We start from the raw sequence: 18,271 nt of genomic DNA, 5'->3' as shown, positions 1-18,271 counted from the left end.
GAAAGCGACAAGAGCATCATCCCCGTAGAAGACAAATGGCGAGCCAGGACGTTGCCGGGCGATAAAGTACAATCCAAGCGGATTGTGCTTTTTTTATTGCACAAAGGATAACGCTCAAGGCCTGAAGAGCACTCGTTTAGAACGAGCAGCTGCCGTGAAAAGCCGATGGTACTGCGTGAGTGAGCAGTGAAGGTAACAGCGTCTTCTTCTGATTACCTACCGGGCGATAAAGCACAAAGGATAAAAGCACAGGATCTTCAAGCCTGTGCTTTTATCCCTTCTTATTCAACTTCCATATCGTCGGTGATGTTAGAGTTTTGTGCTTTCTCAATTTGTGGGGGTTCACTTTGAGGGTGAGCTGGAATGCCTGGTACCTCTTTCACCTCACTAAATTGGTGGGTAGAAGGAACCTCGGTCTCATCGGTAATAGTTGATGAGGCATAAGCGGCGAGAGTGGATAAGCCGGTTACGCTTACGATAATCAAAAATGAAAATAGCGCTTTTTTAAATGTCAATTCGCTCAACCTCCTTTCTTAAAAAATACCTCATAAAGCATAGATTGTAAATTTGATTGCGATTTTATAAAATTTATTCGCGTCATCTTTCTAATTGAGCTTCAATGTAGAAGAACTTTTAAGACAGAAGTATAATGAAGAGAGTTGAAAAAATGTAGGGGGACGAAATAAATGGCGGTTCTGGCAGAACAGGTAAGGGTGGAAAAGGCTTTAAATCAGGCTGAGAAAAAGAAGCTGATCTTTTTGATATGCTCCGTTTTATTATTTTCGGTGATGAATGGGACGATGTTCATGATTGCGATTCCTGATATCGCGCTTTCTTTTTCACTGAGTCCTTCACAAGTCAGTTGGGTTGTAACCGGATATATTGTGATCTATGCGATCGGGGCGCTGATGTACGGCAAGCTGGCTGACATTTACCCGCTAAAAAGGCTGTTGACGGTCGGACTTAGTTTTTTTGCGTTTGGCTCGATTTTCGGGTTTTTTGCGCCGAATTTTGAGGGGGTAATTTTGGCACGGATTATTCAGGCGGCCGGCGCGTCCTCGATTGTCGCGTTAGTCTTTATTGTGCCGATCAGATACTTCCCGGAGGAGCGGGGCAAAGTGTTGGGGATCGTCTCAAGCACGATGGCGTTCGCGTCAGGAGTCGGTCCGGTGATCGGAGGATTTGTGGCGGGTGCACTGAACTGGCAATACTTATTTTTGATTTCCGCGTTTGTGCTGTTGACGATTCCGTTCTTCTGGAAATGGATGCCGGACGAACAAAAGAACGAAGGAAAAGTGGATATTCTCGGTGCGGCGTTTATCGCGCTGGCGGTGGCGGCCCTTATTTTATTTATTACGTTATTTAACTGGTGGTTCTTGCTCGGCAGCATCCTTTTCTTCGGGCTGTTTACGAGAAGGATCATGACGCATGACAACCCGTTTATCCGTCCCGACGTGTTTCGGAACAGTTCCTTCCGGACGACGATTTTTTCCGGGTTTTTAGCGATTATGACGATGTTTGGCATGATGTTTATGCTGCCGCTTATGCTCAGTGAGGTGAATGGGTTAAATACCCTATACATAGGCTTAACGATTTTTCCGGCTGCTTTGACGGCTGCGTTCGCCGGGAATGTCGCAGGAAGTTTATCTGATCGATGGGGTGGAAAGCGGGTCGTCTATGTTGCCTTCATGTTGATGATCAGCGGCTTTTTGCTGCTATCAACTTTTAGCGGAAGTCCTGCCTGGGTGATTGGGATAGTCGTCCTTACGAGTTATATCGCGTTTCCGTTTCTCCAGACAGGGACAGCGAGTCTGATTTCCGCCTCGCTCCCGAAAAATGAAATTGGAGTCGGGATGGGAATTTACAATTTATTTAATTTTATGGCAGGTGCGTTCGGGGGTGCTATTATTGGTAAAATGCTGGACTATGATAGTGAAATTCTGCTTAATCCTTTATCGCAGGCGCAAGGCCCGGCGATTATTTACAGCAATGTATTTATTGGATTAATCGGGTTGACGCTCGTAAACGGCTGTTTCTTCTATTTTTTTTTACGCAAGAAAACCGAATAGCCGTTAAATGAATGCATGAATATCCAGCGTCTGGAAATCCTAACGGTATTATGAACGTTAGGTAGGTGAGAGCATGCCAGCTATAGCATCTGTAAGCTCATATACTCCTTCTTATCAGCTTGACCAGGAGACGACGACAGAGTTTGCCCGGGAGCTATTCGCTGAAAGCTATCAGGACATCGAACGGTTGTTGGCGGTGTTCTCCAATGGACAGATTGAAAAGCGTCAGTTTGCCGTTCCGATAGACTGGTTTCGTAAGGATCATTCTTTGCAGGAGCGCAATGATCTTTATATTCAATTGGCAACCGAATATAGCGTGGAAGCGATAAAAGCCTGCCTCGCACAGTCTCGCTTTTTGCAGTCAGAGATTGCCGTTAGTGAGATTGACGCGATTGTGCTTGTATCAAGCTCTGGGATGGCGACTCCAAGCCTTGATGCCCGGATTATGAATAAACTGCCCTTTTCTGAGCATACGAAGCGCATTCCGTTATGGGGCCTCGGCTGTGCGGGGGGCGCGATGGGGATGAGCCGGGCGTTTGAGTTTTGTCGCGCTTATCCCGAGGCAAATGTCCTTGTTGTCTGCGTCGAGCTATGCAGCCTAACCTTTCAACGAAATGACCGGACGAAAAGCAATTTAGTCGGGACATCCTTATTTGCTGATGGTACGGCCTGCGCGTTAGTCATTGGGGACGACTCTGCCCTTCGGCCGCAGATCAGACAGGACTCGGTTCCGAACATTATCGCGACTGAGTCCACCTTAATGCCGGACTCTGAGGATGTCATGGGGTGGGACGTCAAGGATAGCGGTCTGCATGTTGTCTTTTCGAGGAGCATTCCTTCGATCGTCACCAAATGGCTGCGCCCGGTCGTTGAAGGGTTCCTGCAAAAGGAGGGCGTGACAGTCCAGCAATTATCCGCTTTTATTGCCCATCCAGGCGGTCGAAAGGTGCTGGAAGCCTACAGCGAAGCTCTGGGTCTCGCGCCTGAACTGCTCGAAGCTTCAACACAAGTGCTGAAGCATCATGGAAATATGTCGTCTCCTACCGTTCTGTATGTACTGGAGAAGGTGCTGGCTAGTCCGAAAAAGGCCAGAGAGTACGGATTAATGGCTGCTCTCGGTCCCGGCTTTAGCTCAGAGCTTTTATTGCTTCAGTGGGAGGAGGTCAACCGATGATTCTGGTCTATTTGTTTATTTTTATCGTTATCGTTCAACGGTTTGTTGAAATGGCTATAGCGAACCGAAATGCAAAGTGGATCAAAAAGCAGGGCGGCTATGAAGTCGCAGGTGAGCACTACAAGTGGATCATCGCCGTCCACGGTTTCTTTTTTATCTCGCTGCTGATCGAAGTGACGGTAACGAAGCAAAGCTGGACGGGGGCGTCAGCTCTTCCTTTGGCTCTTTTTTTACTGGCTCAGCTTGGAAGAGTGTGGGCGCTGTCTTCACTGGGACGCTATTGGAATACCCGGATCATGATCATACCGGGGGCCAATGTAGTGGCAAGAGGTCCCTACAAATATGTCCGTCACCCGAATTATGTGATTGTCGTTCTTGAGATTGCCGTTCTTCCGTTAATTTTTCAGGCTTATTGGACTGCGATCCTGTTCACTGTTTTGAATGCGGCTGTATTGTCTGTTCGGATTAAAAAGGAAGAGGCGGCGTTAAAGCAAGCGACTAATTACAATGATGTATTTCAAAAACGGAGACGTTTCATTCCAACCTATGAAGATTGAACATGGCTAAATCCTTGAATTGATCATAAGTAAGCTTCAAACTGTCAGGAGCGGTATAAGAAAGTATAAAAACTTTCGGACTGATTCGAGGAAGCGCGTCGGCTTCGCGCGTTACGCGGACGGCTCCGCAAGCCGCTTCTAAAAAAGGACGCTCTACGCGTTTTTCTTATGTGGAAAAGCGGGTATGGATAGGTAGAAGTGAATTTATGAGATGGAGGGATGAAAATGAAAACATCAACAGTTAATTTCATTTTGGGGTCGGCTCTTTTGGCTGGAGGCGCCTGTTTGATGAAAAGTGCCTGTCAGCAGATGCAGCGGGAAAACGTGAAAGTGCGTGAAGACATTGATGTGTGGGAAGGCGACAAGCGAGAAAGCGTCGATGCTGATAAAGTGCCCGAAGAAAAAGGACTCACTCAGCTTGATTCAGCCCATCGAAATGACTGGGTCGCGAATGGCTTTCCGCAAACACACCGGGAACAAAGCGAATTAGCAGAGGATGCCAAATGGGCGGATTCTACTTATAAACAGTAAAGAAAAAATGAGATGAATCACTCAACGTTTACAGGAGTGTGCGCAAAGGAACACCATCCTTTGACACACTCTTTTTTAGTTGCCTTTGTCCTGACGGCACGTCAAAGGTTTTCTCCGACATGAAATCGTGATACAGTAATGAAATCAATAATGTCCAAGTGAGGTGCAAAGTGTGACAAAAAAGCGAAAACAGCGATTTGAAGTGCAGGAAACGGAAACGATAGCTGACTGTCTCGAGCGGATGAAAAAGGAGGGCTATCAGCCGGTTCGCCGTCTTGAGAAGCCTATCTTTGAGGAAAAAGGCTCAAAACAGCAGAAAGAGTACGTTCCTGTCCGCCAGCAAATCATCTTCGAAGGGATACTGCTAGAAAACGAACGTTAATAGTCTGACATTTTTTATCGTTCGACTATTTGTTGACACCCTAGCTTGATCCTTGTAAGATAAAGCTATATCGAATGATCAAAAGCGAATAAGAACCTCATATAATCTTGGAAATATGGTCCAGAAGTTTCTACCCGATTGCCGTAAAAAATCGGACTATGAGGGAAAGTGACAGAGGCACATGTCTTCTTATGGTGCCCTGTAGCCGTATGAAAGCGCAAGAGTGGCTTCCTTTCTCTCAATCTGAGCAGATTAGAAGCCGACTCTTGCGCTTTTTTCAACAGATAAAATTTTATAAAATTCAGGAGTTTTACAGGAGGAGAGGAGTTCAACAATGCAACCTGAAGTTGGAGTAATTATGGGAAGTACGTCAGATTGGGAGACGATGAAAGCAGCCTGTGACATTTTGGAGGAGCTTGATGTTCCTTATGAAAAAAAAGTCGTCTCTGCTCATCGGACTCCCGATTTAATGTTTGAATATGCGGAACAAGCTCAAACTAGAGGAATAAAAGTCATTATTGCCGGAGCTGGAGGGGCGGCTCATTTACCTGGAATGGTGGCGGCTAAAACGACTGTTCCGGTGATCGGCGTCCCTGTTCAGTCAAAAGCGTTAAACGGGCTTGATTCACTCCTCTCCATCGTGCAAATGCCAGGCGGTGTACCGGTCGCCACGGTGGCGATCGGCAAGGCTGGTGCGACAAATGCCGGTCTGCTGGCGGCGCAAATTCTTGGCACACACCAGGAGAACGTTCGTCTTCGGTTAGAGGAACGCCGTGAAAAAACGAAACAAGCTGTATTAGAAAGCAGTGAAGAACTATGAGCAGAACAGTCAAACCAGGATCAACAATTGGAATGATCGGCGGCGGCCAGCTCGGCCGGATGATGGCGATTGCCGCGAAGCAAATGGGCTACCGCGTCGCTGTTTTGGAGCCGACGGCTGATTCCCCGTGTGCCCAGGTAGCTGATATTGTCATTGAAGCGGCTTATGATGACCGCGATGGGGCGAAGCGCCTTGCCGATGTGTCTGATGTGATTACGTATGAATTTGAAAATATTGACGGAGAAACGGCCAATTGGCTGACGGAGCAGGCGGATTTTCCACAAGGGGCAAAGGTGCTTGCCTTGACGCAGCATCGTCTGCGCGAGAAGGAAGCGATTCAACAGGTCGGTCTGCCGGTTGCTCCATTTAAAGCGATTCTGCAGCTTGGAGATGTCAGCGGAGCGGAAGCGGAAATTGGCTTTCCGGCGGTCTTAAAAACGTGCCGCGGCGGGTATGACGGAAAAGGGCAGCGGGTCGTCAAAAGTCAGGCCGAGCTTGAGCAGGCGGCGAAGGAGCTGCTCGCGCATGGCGAATGCGTGCTGGAAGCATGGATTCCATTTGAACTGGAATTATCGGTAATCGTCACCCGCTCACGGCATGGCGACGTGACGGTCTTTCCGGTCGCCCGTAATGAGCATCGGGAAAACATTTTGCACCGCTCTCACGTGCCCGCAGGGGTGGGCAAGAACGTATGTGAGCAGGCGGAGCAGATGGCCTTCACACTCGCCAACGAGCTCGGAGTAGTCGGGACGCTGGCGGTTGAGCTCTTTATGCTTAAGGATGGCAGATTATATGTCAATGAGCTGGCGCCGCGTCCGCATAATTCCGGCCATTATACGATCGAGGCCTGTGAAACCTCGCAATTCGAGCAGCACATCCGCGCTATTTGCGGTCTTCCCCTCGGTCCGACAACACTGCGTTCGCCGGTGGTGATGGAGAATATCCTCGGTGAGGATGTGGAACGGGTTTTAGCTGCGGTGGATCAGCTGGCTGAAGTAAAGCTGCATTTATATGGAAAGAAAGAAGCGAAAGTGAAGCGGAAGATGGGGCATGTGACCGCGACGGCCGCGACGGTCGAGGATGCTTGTCAAAAGCTGGAGCGGCTTCATAAGGCGAATGTGCTAGAATAGAGATGAAATTGAATATAAGCGGAGGCTGGTAGCATGATTGAACGTTATACGCGCCCGGAAATGGGAGCTATTTGGACAGAGGAAAACAGATTTAAAGCATGGCTTGAAGTCGAGATCGTCGCCTGTGAAGCCTGGGCAGAGCTTGGAGAAATCCCGAAGGAGGATGTGGCGAAAATCCGCGAGAACGCCGGCTTTGATGTCGCGCGCATTCACGAGATCGAAGCAGAAACACGGCATGATGTCGTCGCGTTTACCCGCGCTGTGTCCGAAACGCTTGGCGAAGAACGAAAATGGGTTCATTACGGACTGACGTCCACGGATGTCGTAGATACAGCGTTATCCTATTTGTTAAAGCAGGCGAATGAGATTCTTCTCGCTGATATAGAACGCTTTATCGAAATTTTAAAAAATAAAGCGATTGAACATAAGCGTACGGTGATGATGGGACGGACCCACGGTGTGCATGCTGAGCCGACAACGTTCGGCTTGAAGCTCGCTCTATGGTATGAAGAGATGAAGCGTAACCTTGAGCGCTTCAAGCAGGCGGCAGAAGGTATCCGCTACGGCAAGCTGTCCGGCGCTGTCGGAACTTATGCGAACATTGATCCGGCGGTGGAGCAGCTCGTTTGTGAGAAGCTTGGCCTGAAGGCGGCGCCGATTTCGACGCAAACGCTGCAGCGTGATCGTCATGCCGATTATATGGCGGCTCTCGCTTTAATTGCGACTTCAATTGAGAAGTTCGCCGTGGAAGTGCGCGGGCTGCAAAAGAGTGAAACACGCGAGGTTGAGGAGTTTTTTGCAAAAGGTCAAAAAGGTTCCTCGGCGATGCCGCATAAGCGTAACCCGGTCGGCTCGGAAAATATGACTGGTCTTGCCCGTGTCATTCGCGGCTATATGATGACCGCTTATGAAAATGTACCGCTCTGGCACGAACGCGATATTTCGCACTCTTCCGCGGAACGGATCATCCTGCCGGACGCGACAATTGCGTTGAACTATATGCTGAACCGCTTCGGCAACATCATTAAGAACTTAACCGTCTTCCCGGAAAATATGAAGCGCAACATGACCCGGACATATGGCCTGATTTACTCTCAGCGTGTCCTGCTTTCCCTCATTAACAAAGGAATGGTGCGTGAGGAAGCGTATGACCTCGTCCAGCCGAAAGCGATGGAGGCGTGGGAAAAAGGCGTGCAATTCCGCGAGCTGGTCGAGGCCGAAGAGCGGATCACGAGCATGCTTTCACCTGAAGAGATTGACGAGTGCTTCAACTATGAGCATCATCTCAAGCATGTCGATACGATTTTCGAGCGTCTCGGCCTGTCGAACTAAAGAGGAGATCGTGCAGCGGTTATAGCGCTGCACGATGCTCCAACTATCAGAAACAATATTTTGTACATGGAGGGTCCACGATGGAAAAAGGTGTCCTGCTTTATGAAGGAAAGGCTAAGAAAATCTATCAAACTAGTGAAGAGAATCAGCTGTGGGTGAGCTACAAGGATGACGCGACCGCTTTTAATGGAGAGAAAAAAGAAACCCTTGCCGGCAAAGCACGGCTTAATAATGAAATTTCCTCGCTTCTGTTTGCTCATTTGCAAAAAAGCGGAATCGAAAGCCATTTTATCAAGAAGCTTTCCGAAACGGAGCAGCTTGTGAAAAAGGTCGAAATTATTCCGTTAGAGGTTGTGACGCGAAATATCGTTGCCGGCAGCTTATCAAAGCGTCTCGGAATGGAAGAAGGCACCCCATTAAAGACCCCGATTGTCGAGTTTTACTACAAGGACGATGACTTAGGTGATCCGCTTGTAACCGAAGATCATATTGCGATTTTAGAGGCGGCTTCAAGCGAGGATCTGGCGGTACTGAGAAAAAAGGCGATCGCCGTCAATGAACAGCTGGTGACGCTTTTTGATGAACTGAATATCAGACTCGTCGATTTCAAGCTGGAATTTGGCCGCACGGACGACGGTGAGATTTTGCTGGCTGATGAAATTTCCCCGGATACATGCCGGCTGTGGGACAAGGATACCAATCAGCGCTTTGACAAGGATTTATTCAGACGAAATTTAGGCAGCTTGCAGGAAGGCTATCAGGAAATATTAACACGATTAGGAGGAGCATCATGTACAAAGTAAAGGTGTATGTCACGTTAAGAGAAAGTGTTCTTGATCCACAGGGAGGAGCGGTAAAGCGTGCCCTTCATACGATGGATTACGCCGAGGTGGAGGATGTCCGGATTGGAAAGTACATGGAACTGATTGTGAAGGAGACGGCCAATATTGACCAGCGCGTTGATGAAATGTGCGCCAAGCTGTTAGCCAACACGGTGATTGAAGATTACCGTTATGAAATTGAGGAGGTTGTCCCGTCATGAAGTTTGCGGTAATCGTCTTTCCTGGTTCAAACTGCGATGCGGATATGTTTTTTGCAATTCGGGATGCGCTGAAGGAAGAAGTAGAATATGTTCGTTACGACGAGACATCGCTCGACGGCTTTGATGGCGTGCTTTTGCCTGGTGGCTTTTCTTATGGCGATTACTTACGTTCCGGCGCGATCGCTGGTTTTGCTCCGATTATGACGGCAGTCAGACAAGCGGCGGCAGAAGGCAAGCCGGTTCTCGGTGTTTGCAACGGATTCCAGATGCTGCTGGAGCTTGGTCTGCTTCCTGGCGCGATGAAGCGAAATGAAGGATTGAAATTCATCTGCCGGCCGACGGAATTGATCGTTGAGAATAATGAAACGATCTTTACTTCAGGCTATGAAGCCGGTGAACAAATTACGATTCCAGTTGCCCACGGAGAAGGAAACTATGAATGCGACGACAAAACGCTGGCTGAGCTGAAGGCGAACAAGCAAATCGTCTTTACTTACAAAGAAAGCATTAACGGGTCAAAGGCGAATATCGCCGGGATCAAAAATGAAGCCGGAAATGTTCTTGGGATGATGCCGCATCCGGAGCGGGCAGTGGAAGAACTGCTCGGCAGCAAAGATGGGTTAAAGCTATTTCAATCGATTGTACGAAATTGGAGGGAATCTCATGTCACTACTTCTTGAACCAACAGCTGAGCGTGTAAAGGAAGAGAAGCTTTACCGCGAGATGGGGTTAACGGATGATGAATTCGCCATGATTGAAGAAATTCTCGGGCGGACGCCAAACTATACAGAAACCGGGCTGTTCTCGGTGATGTGGTCGGAGCACTGCAGCTACAAGAACTCAAAGGTGCTTCTTAAGAAATTCCCGACCGAAGGAGAGCGCGTCCTGCAAGGACCCGGGGAAGGTGCGGGTATTATTGACATCGGGGATGAGCAGGCGGTCGTGTTCAAGGTCGAAAGCCATAATCACCCATCGGCGATTGAGCCATATCAAGGTGCAGCTACTGGAGTCGGCGGTATTTTACGTGATGTCTTCTCCATGGGGGCTCGTCCAATTTCGTTACTGAATTCATTGCGCTTTGGAGAGTTAACATCTCCACGCGTTCGTTATTTATTTGAAGAAGTCGTTGCCGGAATTGCCGGCTACGGCAACTGCATCGGGGTTCCGACCGTTGGCGGGGAGGTTCAGTTCGATCCGTGCTACGAAGGAAACCCGCTCGTCAATGCGATGTGCGTCGGATTGATTGATCATAAGGATATTCAAAAAGGTCAGGCAAAAGGTGTCGGCAATACCGTAATGTATGTCGGCGCAAGCACGGGACGCGACGGAATTCACGGAGCGACCTTTGCCTCTGAAGAGCTTGGCGAGGATTCCGACGAGAAGCGTCCGGCTGTTCAGGTCGGCGATCCGTTTATGGAGAAGCTGCTGCTTGAAGCCTGTCTTGAACTGATTCAAAGTGACGCCCTCGTCGGCATTCAGGATATGGGGGCGGCCGGCTTAACGTCTTCTTCAGCGGAGATGGCGAGCAAGGCCGGTTCAGGCATTGAAATGAATTTGGATCTCGTGCCGCAGCGTGAAAAAGGAATGACGCCATATGAAATGATGCTTTCGGAATCCCAGGAGCGGATGCTGATTGTCGTCAAAAAAGGACGCGAGCAGGAAATTAAAGACATTTTCGACCGGTGGGGACTGCTTTCGGCGGAAGTCGGTCATGTGACAGATGATAAGCGTCTGCGCCTTTTGCACAAAGGCGAGGTTGTCGCTGATCTTCCGGTTGATGCGCTCGCTGAGGAAGCGCCTGTTTACCATAAGCCATCACGTGTTCCGGCTTATTATGAAGCCTTCCAGCAGCAGGAAGAAAAAGTTCCGGTTGTGAGCGATTATAAAGAGACGCTCTTGCAGCTATTGGCGCAACCGACGATTGCCAGCAAGGAATGGGTCTACGATCAATACGATTATATGGTGCAAACAAATACGGTTGTGGAACCAGGCTCTGATGCAGCCGTTGTCCGCATTCGCGGAACACGGAAAGCATTGGCGATGACGACTGACTGCAACTCGCGCTATCTTTACCTCGATCCTGAGGTCGGCGGTCAGATCGCGGTTGCGGAAGCAGCACGCAATATCGTCTGCTCGGGTGGCGCACCGCTCGGCTTAACAGATGGGCTTAACTATGGAAGTCCTGATAAGCCGGAAATTTTCTGGCAGCTGGAAAAATCAACGGATGGCATGAGTGAAGCGTGCCGCATTCTCGAAACACCGGTTATCGGGGGGAATGTCTCGCTTTACAATGAAACGAATGGCGTAGCAGTCTATCCGACTCCTGTCATTGGCATGGTCGGGTTAATTGAAGATATCGATCATATTACGACACAGTCGTTCAAGCAGGCAGGGGACTCTATTTACTTGCTCGGCGAAACAAAGCCGGAGTTCGGTGGAAGTGAACTGCAAAAGCTGACAGACGGCACGATTTCCGGAAAGGCGCCGGCGATTGACTTAACGGTCGAGAAGAAGCGTCAGGAGCAGCTGTTGGCAGCGATTAAGCAAGGGCTTGTTGCTTCTGCCCATGATGTCGCTGAAGGCGGGGTTGCTGTCGCGCTGGCGGAGTGTATGACAGACGGTGAGGTCGGCGCGAGCGTTACGCTTGCCGGCGAAGCAACGGCGGCGCTGTTTGCTGAATCGCAATCACGCTTTATCGTCACCGTCGCTAAGGAGAATGCCGCTCAGTTTGAACAGCTTGTCGACGCGCAAAAAATCGGTGAAGTAAGTGCAGGTCGTGTCCTGACGGTGAAAAATGAGGCCAATGAAACGATCCTGACGACAACACAGAATGAAATTGTCAAGGCTTGGAAAGGAGCCATTCCATGTTTGCTGAAATCAAAGGCTTAAATGAAGAATGTGGTGTATTCGCCATCTGGGGTCATAAGGACGCCGCTCACTTAACGTATTACGGCCTGCACAGTCTTCAGCATCGCGGGCAAGAGGGAGCCGGGATTGTGGCAACGGACGGAGAACGGTTAAAGATTCATAAAGGCTTAGGGCTTGTGAATGATGTGTTCAGTGAAGATGATTTTAAAGATTTAAACGGTCATGCGGCGATCGGCCATGTCCGTTATGCGACAGCAGGAGGCGGCGGGCTGGCGAATGTGCAGCCGCTCTTGTTCCGTTCACAGCTTGGAAGCTTGGCGATCGCCCACAACGGCAACCTCGTCAATGCGAATAATATGAAGCATCAGCTTGAGAGTCAGGGCAGCATTTTTCAATCAACCTCTGATACGGAGGTGCTTGCCCATCTGATTAAACGAAGCGGCTACCACACGCTTGAACAGCAATTGTACTCCGCTTTGACGATGCTGAAGGGAGCCTATGCCTTCGCGGTCATGAACGAAAAGCAGCTTTTTGTCGCGCTTGATCCTAATGGATTGCGCCCGCTTTCGATTGGTCGTCTTGGCGACGCCTATGTCGTCGCTTCGGAAACATGTGCGTTTGATTTAATTGGTGCTACTTATGAGCGGGAAGTACAGCCAGGCGAACTGATTACGATTGATGAACATGGCCTCCGTTCGCAACGGTTTACCGGGCCATCCTCACGGGCGATTTGCAGTATGGAATACATTTATTTTGCCCGTCCTGACAGCAATGTCGATGAGCTGAATGTCCATACCGCCCGCAAAAATTTAGGCAAGCAGCTGGCGCTTGAATCGCCGGTTGAAGCTGATGTTGTCACAGGAGTACCGGATTCAAGCATCTCTGCGGCGATCGGCTATGCCGAACAAACCGGAATTCCTTATGAACTCGGAATGATCAAAAACCGCTATGTCGGCCGGACATTTATCCAGCCGTCTCAGGAGCTTCGTGAGCAAGGGGTGAAAATGAAGCTTTCCGCCGTGCGCGGAGTCGTCGAAGGGAAGCGCGTTGTCATGATCGATGATTCGATCGTCCGCGGAACGACAAGCCGCCGGATCGTCAAAATGCTTCGTGAGGCGGGAGCCGTGGAAGTCCATGTGCGGATCAGTTCACCACCGATCACGCACCCATGCTTTTACGGAATTGACACGTCGACAACGGGAGAGCTGATTGCTTCTAATCATTCCATCGAAGAAATGCGTGAAATGATGGGAGCGGACACGCTGGCGTTTCTTAGTACGGACGGGCTGATGAAAGGGATTGGCCGCTCTGACGCTGATCCGAATTGCGGACAATGTCTGGCGTGCTTTACAGGGAAGTACCCAACTGAAATTTATCCGGATACGTTACATCCTTATGCGAAGGTATAAAGGAGAAGGGAGCAGGAACAATGTCAGAAGCATATAAACAAGCAGGGGTAAGTCTTGAAGCAGGGTATGAGGCAGTGGAACGGATGAAGCAGCACGTCAATCGGACAAAGCGCGCCGGCGTGATGGGCGGACTTGGAGGATTCGGCGGCATGTTCGACCTTTCGACGCTCGGCCTGAAGGAGCCTGTGCTTGTCTCCGGAACAGACGGCGTTGGTACGAAGCTGATGCTTGCCTTTATGCTTGACCGCCATGACACGATTGGCGTCGACGCAGTGGCGATGTGCGTCAATGATATTGTCGTCCAGGGAGCGGAGCCTCTCTATTTCCTTGATTATATCGCGTGTGGAAAAGCGGTACCAGAACGGCTGGAAGCGATTGTGAAAGGGGTCGCTGACGGCTGTGAGCAAGCCGGCTGCGCCCTTGTCGGCGGAGAAACGGCTGAGATGCCAGGAATGTATGCCGAGGATGAATATGATCTTGCCGGCTTTGCGGTCGGCGCGGTCGAGAAGAAGCAGCTGATCACAGGGGAAGCGATTCAGCCGGGGGATGTCGTGATTGGCTTAGCGTCGAGCGGTCTTCACAGCAACGGCTTTTCGCTCGTCCGGAAAATTTTTCTCAACGACCATGGTTTTTCATTAACGGATCAGATCGAGGAATTAGGAAAGACGCTTGGAGATGAGCTGTTAACACCGACGAAGATTTACGTCAAGCCGCTTTTAGCCTGCCTCAGCAAATATTCGGTGCACGGACTGGCGCATATTACCGGCGGCGGCTTCTATGAAAATATTCCGCGCATGCTTCCGGAAGGAACAGCTGTCGCGATCGAGCACGGATCATGGCCGATCCCGCCTGTTTTCCCTTTGCTGCAGAAATATGGCAAGCTAAGTGAAAAAGAGCTGTTCTCCACCTTTAATATGGGAATCGGCATGGTAATGGTCGTTCCAAAAGAGGAGCAGGATGCCGTCCTTGCGGAGCTTGAAGCACAAGGCGAGTCAGCTTTTGTCATCGGCCGCGTGGATACTGGCGCGGGTGTTGTGATCGGAGGCATTGACGAATGAGGATCGCTGTTTTTGCCTCAGGAAGTGGAACGAACGCCGAGGCGATTATTGCCGCAACAAAAGAGGGGCGCGTTGACGTGGAGGTCGTGCTTGTTGTCAGCGATAATCCGCAGGCAAAAGTGATTGAACGGGCGAAAAATCACGGTATCGCAGTTATGGACTTTGATCCGAAAGCTTATCCAAACAAAGCGGCTTTTGAACGGGAAATCGTTGATGAGCTTACAAAGCAGCGGATCGAATTTATCGTGCTGGCCGGCTATATGCGGTTAATCGGGACAACGTTGCTCAAGGCTTATGAAGGACGGATTGTCAATATTCATCCGTCCCTCTTGCCATCCTTTCCGGGACTTGACGCGATTGGTCAGGCTTTTGCAGCGAAGGTCAAGGTTACCGGGGTAACGATTCATTATGTCGATGCGGGAATGGATACGGGCCCGATTATTGCTCAGGAAGCGGTGACGATTGAAGAGGACGATACGATCGAGACATTGCGGCAAAAGGTGCAGAAAGTCGAGCACTCTTTATATCCGCGAACGTTACAGCGTATCGTGGAAGAACTTAGATAAACGGGTGTTGCAGGCAACATTTTGATTGGAGAACAAAGGAAGGGATTGGAGCAGAATGAGTAAGAAGCGAGCGTTAGTCAGTGTCTCAAATAAGGAAGGGATCGTTGAATTTGTCCAGGCTCTAGTTGAGCTCGGATTTGAAGTTGTTTCAACAGGGGGAACAAAGAAAGCTCTTGAAGCAGCCAGTGTTCCTGTCATTGGAATTTCTGAAGTGACGGGTTTTCCGGAAATTTTAGATGGGCGTGTCAAGACGCTGCACCCCAATATACATAGCGGTTTGCTAGCGATGCGCGAGCGTGAGGAGCATCAGCAGCAGCTTGCGGAGCATCAAATTACGCCGATTGACGTAGTCGTCGTCAATCTGTATCCGTTCAAAGAGACGATTGCCAAGCCGGACTGTACGTTTGCCGATGCGATTGAAAACATTGATATTGGTGGTCCGAGCATGTTGCGGGCAGCTGCGAAAAACCACCAGCATGTAGCCGTCGTCGTCGATCCGGCTGACTATGCGGTCGTGCTTGACGAGCTGAAGCAGGAGCAGGCGGTCTCCGTAGAAACGAAGCGTCGCTTAGCAGCGAAAGTATTCCGCCATACGGCTTCCTATGATGCGCTAATTGCCGAATATTTAACGAAGGCAGTCGGGGAAGAAGAGCCGGAAAGCCTCACTGTGACGTTCGAGCGGAAGCAGGGCTTGCGCTACGGCGAAAACCCGCATCAGCGGGCGACGTTCTACCAAAAGCCGCTTGCTGATTCAAGCTCGATTGCCGAAGCAAAGCAGCTTCACGGCAAGGAGCTTTCTTATAACAATATTCATGACGCCGATGCCGCTTTAGCGATTGTGAAGGAATTTACAGAGCCGGCCGTCGTCGCTGTCAAACATATGAATCCATGCGGCGTCGGAACGGGAGCAACGATCGAGGAAGCCTACAATCGTGCCTATGAAGCCGATTCTGTTTCGATATTTGGCGGAATCATTGCCGCAAACCGTGAAATTGATGAAGCAACTGCTTTGAAAATGAAGGAGATTTTCCTTGAAATTATCATCGCACCATCGTTCTCGGAGAAGGCTGTGGAAATTTTAACAGCGAAGAAGAACTTGCGCTTATTAACTGTCCCTGTTCAAAAGCAAATCGAGCCGGAAGCGATGCTCACTTCCGTTCACGGCGGTCTTTTATTGCAGGATGAGGATTTGCTCGGGCTGGAGGATGCTGAGCTTTCAATTCCGACAAAACGTGAACCGACGGAAGAAGAATGGGAAGCATTAAAGCTTGCCTGGAAAGTCGTCAAGCATGTGAAATCAAATGCGATTGTCGTCACGAACGGCTTAATGACAGTGGGCGTCGGAGCAGGACAAATGAATCGCGTCGGTTCTGCCGATATCGCGATCAAGCAGGCCGGCGAACGAATCGAAGGAGCCGTCTTGGGCTCTGATGCCTTCTTCCCGATGGGAGACACAGTTGAATTAGCCGGAAAAGCCGGCATCACCGCGATCATCCAACCAGGCGGCTCGATCCGCGACGAAGAATCAATCGAAATGGCCAACAAATACAACATCGCCATGGTCATGACCGGCATCCGCCACTTTAAACACTAGAGATTAACACCAAAAAGGGCGGTTTATCCCTTTTTGGTGTTAATCGAAGCAGCGAGAGGAGTCGGCGCAAGGGTTTCAAAAGTCAGAAGGAAAGCGGGTTTTCTTTCCTTCTGACTGCGCGCCGAACGGAGCCGTTGCAATTTGATGAGATAGCTTTGAAAAAGCGCGGAGTCGACGCAAAGGTTTTAAAAGTCAATTCATAAAGGAGGGGAAGATATGAACGTACTGATTATTGGAGGCGGCGGGCGCGAGCATGCGTTAGCCTGGAAAATGGCCGACAGTCCTCAGGTGACAGAAGTGTTTGTCGCGCCGGGCAATGATGGCATGGCGGACGTCGCGACGCTTGTCCCAATCGCGGAAAAAGAGCATGATCAGCTTGTGGCGTTTGCGAAGGAAAAAGAGATTCATCTTACGTTTGTCGGCCCTGAAGCCCCGTTGCTTGACGGGATCGTCAATCGTTTTCAAGAAGAAGGGCTGCGAATTTTCGGCCCGACAAAAGAAGCAGCTTTGCTTGAAGGAAGCAAGTCGTTTGCCAAGCATATTATGAAAAAATACAACATCCCGACAGGCAGCTATGAAACATTTACTGACTATGACAAGGCTGTTTCCTATGTGAAGGAAAAGGGGGCACCAATCGTCATTAAAGCTGACGGCCTGGCAGCAGGTAAAGGCGTTGTCGTGGCGATGACGGAGCAGGAAGCGACAGACGCCCTGGCTTCCATGCTGAAGGAGCATGCTTTTGGCGAAGCGAGTCATCAAGTCGTCATTGAGGAATATTTGGACGGCGAAGAGCTTTCGTTAATGGCTTTCGTTCATCAGGGAACGGTTGTGCCGATGGTCGGAGCGCAGGATCATAAGCGGGCCTTTGACGGAGATCAGGGACCAAACACCGGTGGCATGGGGGCGTACTCTCCGGTTCCACAATTTACGAGCGATGAGGTGGAAAAAGCTGTTCAGCACATTTTGCAGCCGACAGCTGATGCACTCATCAAAGAAGGGACCCCGTTTACAGGCATTTTGTATGCCGGATTGATGATGACGGCGGACGGACCGAAAGTAATTGAATTTAATGTCCGCTTCGGCGACCCGGAAACGCAGGTTGTTCTGCCGCGCCTCGACTCCGATCTTCTTGCTGTTTTAGATGCGCTGCTTACAGGAGAAACGCCGGAATTGGCCTGGTCGGACGATGCGGTCGTTGGCATCGTGCTGGCTAGTGAAGGGTACCCGCGCGCATACAAAAAAGGAACGCCGATTCACGGCCTCAATCAAATCGAGAAGGATGTTCTCGTATTTCATGCCGGGACGAAGAAGGAAGACGGAACATGGAAAACAAACGGCGGACGGGTTCTATTGCTCGCTGCAAGGCAGCCATCTTTGGCTGATGCCCAGCAGCGTATATATGAACAAGTAAAACAGCTGGACACAGCCGGTTTGTTTTACCGTTCAGATATTGCCAATAAAGCTATTTTGCGCGCCTCTTCCTCATAAAAAAATAGACGGCGGCAACAATGGAACCGATCAGCATCATATACACAAAGAGCGTATCGGTTGCATATTCTTGTATTGTAAACATTCTTCATCCTCCTGACAAAATGGATGTAAAAGGATAACCTGAAGGTTAAAATAAACCTTTTTAGGTTATCCTTTTTAGTGCGCCACGCATGGCGCGTAGCTAGGCGGTGAAAGTCCGCTATGGGGGCTGGCAGTTGCCAACCATTAGCCAAGAGCAAGGGTGTCCA

General features: G+C 49.9%; 19 protein-coding genes and 1 riboswitch. Of the genes, 17 read left to right on the top strand and 2 right to left on the bottom strand.

Going from position 1 to position 18,271, the window contains the following annotated elements:
- Positions 1–281 precede the first annotated feature (281 nt).
- On the bottom strand, positions 282–515 hold the full coding sequence (locus ABMB67_RS22485) for a hypothetical protein (protein ID WP_354573378.1): 234 nt from the start codon (positions 513–515) through the stop codon (positions 282–284).
- A 171-nt stretch (positions 516–686) separates the two neighbouring features.
- Between ABMB67_RS22485 and ABMB67_RS22480 the strand changes: the two genes are divergently transcribed.
- The 17 genes from ABMB67_RS22480 (at position 687) to purD (ending at position 18,020) form a co-directional block, all read left to right on the top strand.
- The gene (locus tag ABMB67_RS22480; RefSeq protein WP_354573377.1) at positions 687–2,069 is read left to right on the top strand and encodes an MFS transporter; all 1,383 of its coding nucleotides are present in this window, start codon (positions 687–689) and stop codon (positions 2,067–2,069) included.
- Positions 2,070–2,142: 73 nt separating this feature from the next.
- Entirely contained in the window at positions 2,143–3,243 is a 1,101-nt protein-coding gene (locus ABMB67_RS22475; protein WP_354573376.1) for a type III polyketide synthase, read from the top strand.
- Positions 3,240–3,800 (top strand): isoprenylcysteine carboxyl methyltransferase family protein, encoded by a 561-nt coding sequence (locus ABMB67_RS22470; protein WP_354573375.1) that lies wholly within the window; start codon positions 3,240–3,242, stop codon positions 3,798–3,800. The genes ABMB67_RS22475 and ABMB67_RS22470 overlap by 4 nt, the downstream gene beginning before the upstream one ends.
- A 225-nt stretch (positions 3,801–4,025) precedes the next feature.
- Entirely contained in the window at positions 4,026–4,331 is a 306-nt protein-coding gene (locus ABMB67_RS22465) for a hypothetical protein (RefSeq protein ID WP_354573374.1), read from the top strand.
- 172 nt (positions 4,332–4,503) lie between these two features.
- On the top strand, positions 4,504–4,713 hold the full coding sequence (locus ABMB67_RS22460) for an NETI motif-containing protein (RefSeq protein ID WP_251194769.1): 210 nt from the start codon (positions 4,504–4,506) through the stop codon (positions 4,711–4,713).
- 77 nt (positions 4,714–4,790) lie between these two features.
- A riboswitch (purine riboswitch) is annotated at positions 4,791–4,892 on the top strand.
- 155 nt (positions 4,893–5,047) lie between these two features.
- Entirely contained in the window at positions 5,048–5,533 is a 486-nt protein-coding gene (purE, locus tag ABMB67_RS22455; protein ID WP_251224276.1) for a 5-(carboxyamino)imidazole ribonucleotide mutase, read from the top strand.
- Positions 5,530–6,663, top strand: a complete 1,134-nt coding sequence (gene purK, locus ABMB67_RS22450; protein WP_354573373.1) for a 5-(carboxyamino)imidazole ribonucleotide synthase — start codon at positions 5,530–5,532, stop codon at positions 6,661–6,663. The genes purE and purK overlap by 4 nt, the downstream gene beginning before the upstream one ends.
- A 33-nt stretch (positions 6,664–6,696) precedes the next feature.
- Positions 6,697–7,995: an adenylosuccinate lyase gene (gene purB / locus ABMB67_RS22445; protein ID WP_251224274.1), complete on the top strand. Its 1,299-nt coding sequence runs from the start codon at positions 6,697–6,699 to the stop codon at positions 7,993–7,995.
- 80 nt (positions 7,996–8,075) lie between these two features.
- Positions 8,076–8,798, top strand: coding sequence for a phosphoribosylaminoimidazolesuccinocarboxamide synthase (purC, locus tag ABMB67_RS22440; protein ID WP_354573372.1), 723 nt, complete (start codon positions 8,076–8,078; stop codon positions 8,796–8,798).
- On the top strand, positions 8,786–9,037 hold the full coding sequence (gene purS / locus ABMB67_RS22435) for a phosphoribosylformylglycinamidine synthase subunit PurS (RefSeq protein WP_251194764.1): 252 nt from the start codon (positions 8,786–8,788) through the stop codon (positions 9,035–9,037). The genes purC and purS overlap by 13 nt, the downstream gene beginning before the upstream one ends.
- Positions 9,034–9,717 (top strand): phosphoribosylformylglycinamidine synthase subunit PurQ, encoded by a 684-nt coding sequence (gene purQ, locus ABMB67_RS22430; protein WP_251224272.1) that lies wholly within the window; start codon positions 9,034–9,036, stop codon positions 9,715–9,717. The genes purS and purQ overlap by 4 nt, the downstream gene beginning before the upstream one ends.
- Positions 9,701–11,926, top strand: a complete 2,226-nt coding sequence (gene purL / locus ABMB67_RS22425; RefSeq protein WP_354573371.1) for a phosphoribosylformylglycinamidine synthase subunit PurL — start codon at positions 9,701–9,703, stop codon at positions 11,924–11,926. The genes purQ and purL overlap by 17 nt, the downstream gene beginning before the upstream one ends.
- Positions 11,902–13,314 (top strand): amidophosphoribosyltransferase, encoded by a 1,413-nt coding sequence (gene purF, locus ABMB67_RS22420; protein ID WP_251224270.1) that lies wholly within the window; start codon positions 11,902–11,904, stop codon positions 13,312–13,314. Before purL ends, purF begins: the two co-directional genes overlap by 25 nt.
- 20 nt (positions 13,315–13,334) lie before the next feature.
- Entirely contained in the window at positions 13,335–14,372 is a 1,038-nt protein-coding gene (purM, locus tag ABMB67_RS22415) for a phosphoribosylformylglycinamidine cyclo-ligase (protein ID WP_354573370.1), read from the top strand.
- Complete coding sequence (purN, locus tag ABMB67_RS22410; RefSeq protein WP_354573369.1) at positions 14,369–14,938, top strand: phosphoribosylglycinamide formyltransferase; 570 nt, start codon at positions 14,369–14,371, stop codon at positions 14,936–14,938. The genes purM and purN overlap by 4 nt, the downstream gene beginning before the upstream one ends.
- A gap of 55 nt (positions 14,939–14,993) precedes the next feature.
- Positions 14,994–16,532, top strand: a complete 1,539-nt coding sequence (gene purH, locus ABMB67_RS22405; RefSeq protein WP_354573368.1) for a bifunctional phosphoribosylaminoimidazolecarboxamide formyltransferase/IMP cyclohydrolase — start codon at positions 14,994–14,996, stop codon at positions 16,530–16,532.
- Positions 16,533–16,748: 216 nt separating this feature from the next.
- Positions 16,749–18,020 (top strand): phosphoribosylamine--glycine ligase, encoded by a 1,272-nt coding sequence (gene purD / locus ABMB67_RS22400; protein WP_354573367.1) that lies wholly within the window; start codon positions 16,749–16,751, stop codon positions 18,018–18,020.
- On the opposite strand, the gene ABMB67_RS22395 is transcribed toward purD, so the two are convergent.
- Positions 17,995–18,105 (bottom strand): EYxxD motif small membrane protein, encoded by a 111-nt coding sequence (locus tag ABMB67_RS22395; protein WP_349775627.1) that lies wholly within the window; start codon positions 18,103–18,105, stop codon positions 17,995–17,997. The genes purD and ABMB67_RS22395 overlap by 26 nt on opposite strands.
- Between the last annotated feature and the right edge of the window lie 166 nt (positions 18,106–18,271).

Origin of the sequence: Halalkalibacter oceani, from assembly GCF_040544555.1 — a bacterium.
GTDB classification, from domain to species: domain Bacteria; phylum Bacillota; class Bacilli; order Bacillales; family Bacillaceae_D; genus Halalkalibacter; species Halalkalibacter oceani.
Note: the sequence above shows the minus strand (reverse complement) of the source record. Positions and strands in the feature narration are given on the sequence as shown.

What these genes read in the sequence shown, in the direction of transcription:
- ABMB67_RS22480 (WP_354573377.1), top strand. Translation starts at nt 687, where the DNA reads ATGGCGGTTCTGGCAGAACAGGTAAGGGTGGAAAAGGCTTTAAATCAG.
- ABMB67_RS22475 (WP_354573376.1), top strand. Translation starts at nt 2,143, where the DNA reads ATGCCAGCTATAGCATCTGTAAGCTCATATACTCCTTCTTATCAGCTT.
- ABMB67_RS22470 (WP_354573375.1), top strand. Translation starts at nt 3,240, where the DNA reads ATGATTCTGGTCTATTTGTTTATTTTTATCGTTATCGTTCAACGGTTT.
- ABMB67_RS22465 (WP_354573374.1), top strand. Translation starts at nt 4,026, where the DNA reads ATGAAAACATCAACAGTTAATTTCATTTTGGGGTCGGCTCTTTTGGCT.
- purE (WP_251224276.1), top strand. Translation starts at nt 5,048, where the DNA reads ATGCAACCTGAAGTTGGAGTAATTATGGGAAGTACGTCAGATTGGGAG.
- purK (WP_354573373.1), top strand. Translation starts at nt 5,530, where the DNA reads ATGAGCAGAACAGTCAAACCAGGATCAACAATTGGAATGATCGGCGGC.
- purB (WP_251224274.1), top strand. Translation starts at nt 6,697, where the DNA reads ATGATTGAACGTTATACGCGCCCGGAAATGGGAGCTATTTGGACAGAG.
- purC (WP_354573372.1), top strand. Translation starts at nt 8,076, where the DNA reads ATGGAAAAAGGTGTCCTGCTTTATGAAGGAAAGGCTAAGAAAATCTAT.
- purS (WP_251194764.1), top strand. Translation starts at nt 8,786, where the DNA reads ATGTACAAAGTAAAGGTGTATGTCACGTTAAGAGAAAGTGTTCTTGAT.
- purQ (WP_251224272.1), top strand. Translation starts at nt 9,034, where the DNA reads ATGAAGTTTGCGGTAATCGTCTTTCCTGGTTCAAACTGCGATGCGGAT.
- purL (WP_354573371.1), top strand. Translation starts at nt 9,701, where the DNA reads ATGTCACTACTTCTTGAACCAACAGCTGAGCGTGTAAAGGAAGAGAAG.
- purF (WP_251224270.1), top strand. Translation starts at nt 11,902, where the DNA reads ATGTTTGCTGAAATCAAAGGCTTAAATGAAGAATGTGGTGTATTCGCC.
- purM (WP_354573370.1), top strand. Translation starts at nt 13,335, where the DNA reads ATGTCAGAAGCATATAAACAAGCAGGGGTAAGTCTTGAAGCAGGGTAT.
- purN (WP_354573369.1), top strand. Translation starts at nt 14,369, where the DNA reads ATGAGGATCGCTGTTTTTGCCTCAGGAAGTGGAACGAACGCCGAGGCG.
- purH (WP_354573368.1), top strand. Translation starts at nt 14,994, where the DNA reads ATGAGTAAGAAGCGAGCGTTAGTCAGTGTCTCAAATAAGGAAGGGATC.
- purD (WP_354573367.1), top strand. Translation starts at nt 16,749, where the DNA reads ATGAACGTACTGATTATTGGAGGCGGCGGGCGCGAGCATGCGTTAGCC.
- ABMB67_RS22395 (WP_349775627.1), bottom strand. Translation starts at nt 18,105, where the DNA reads ATGTTTACAATACAAGAATATGCAACCGATACGCTCTTTGTGTATATG.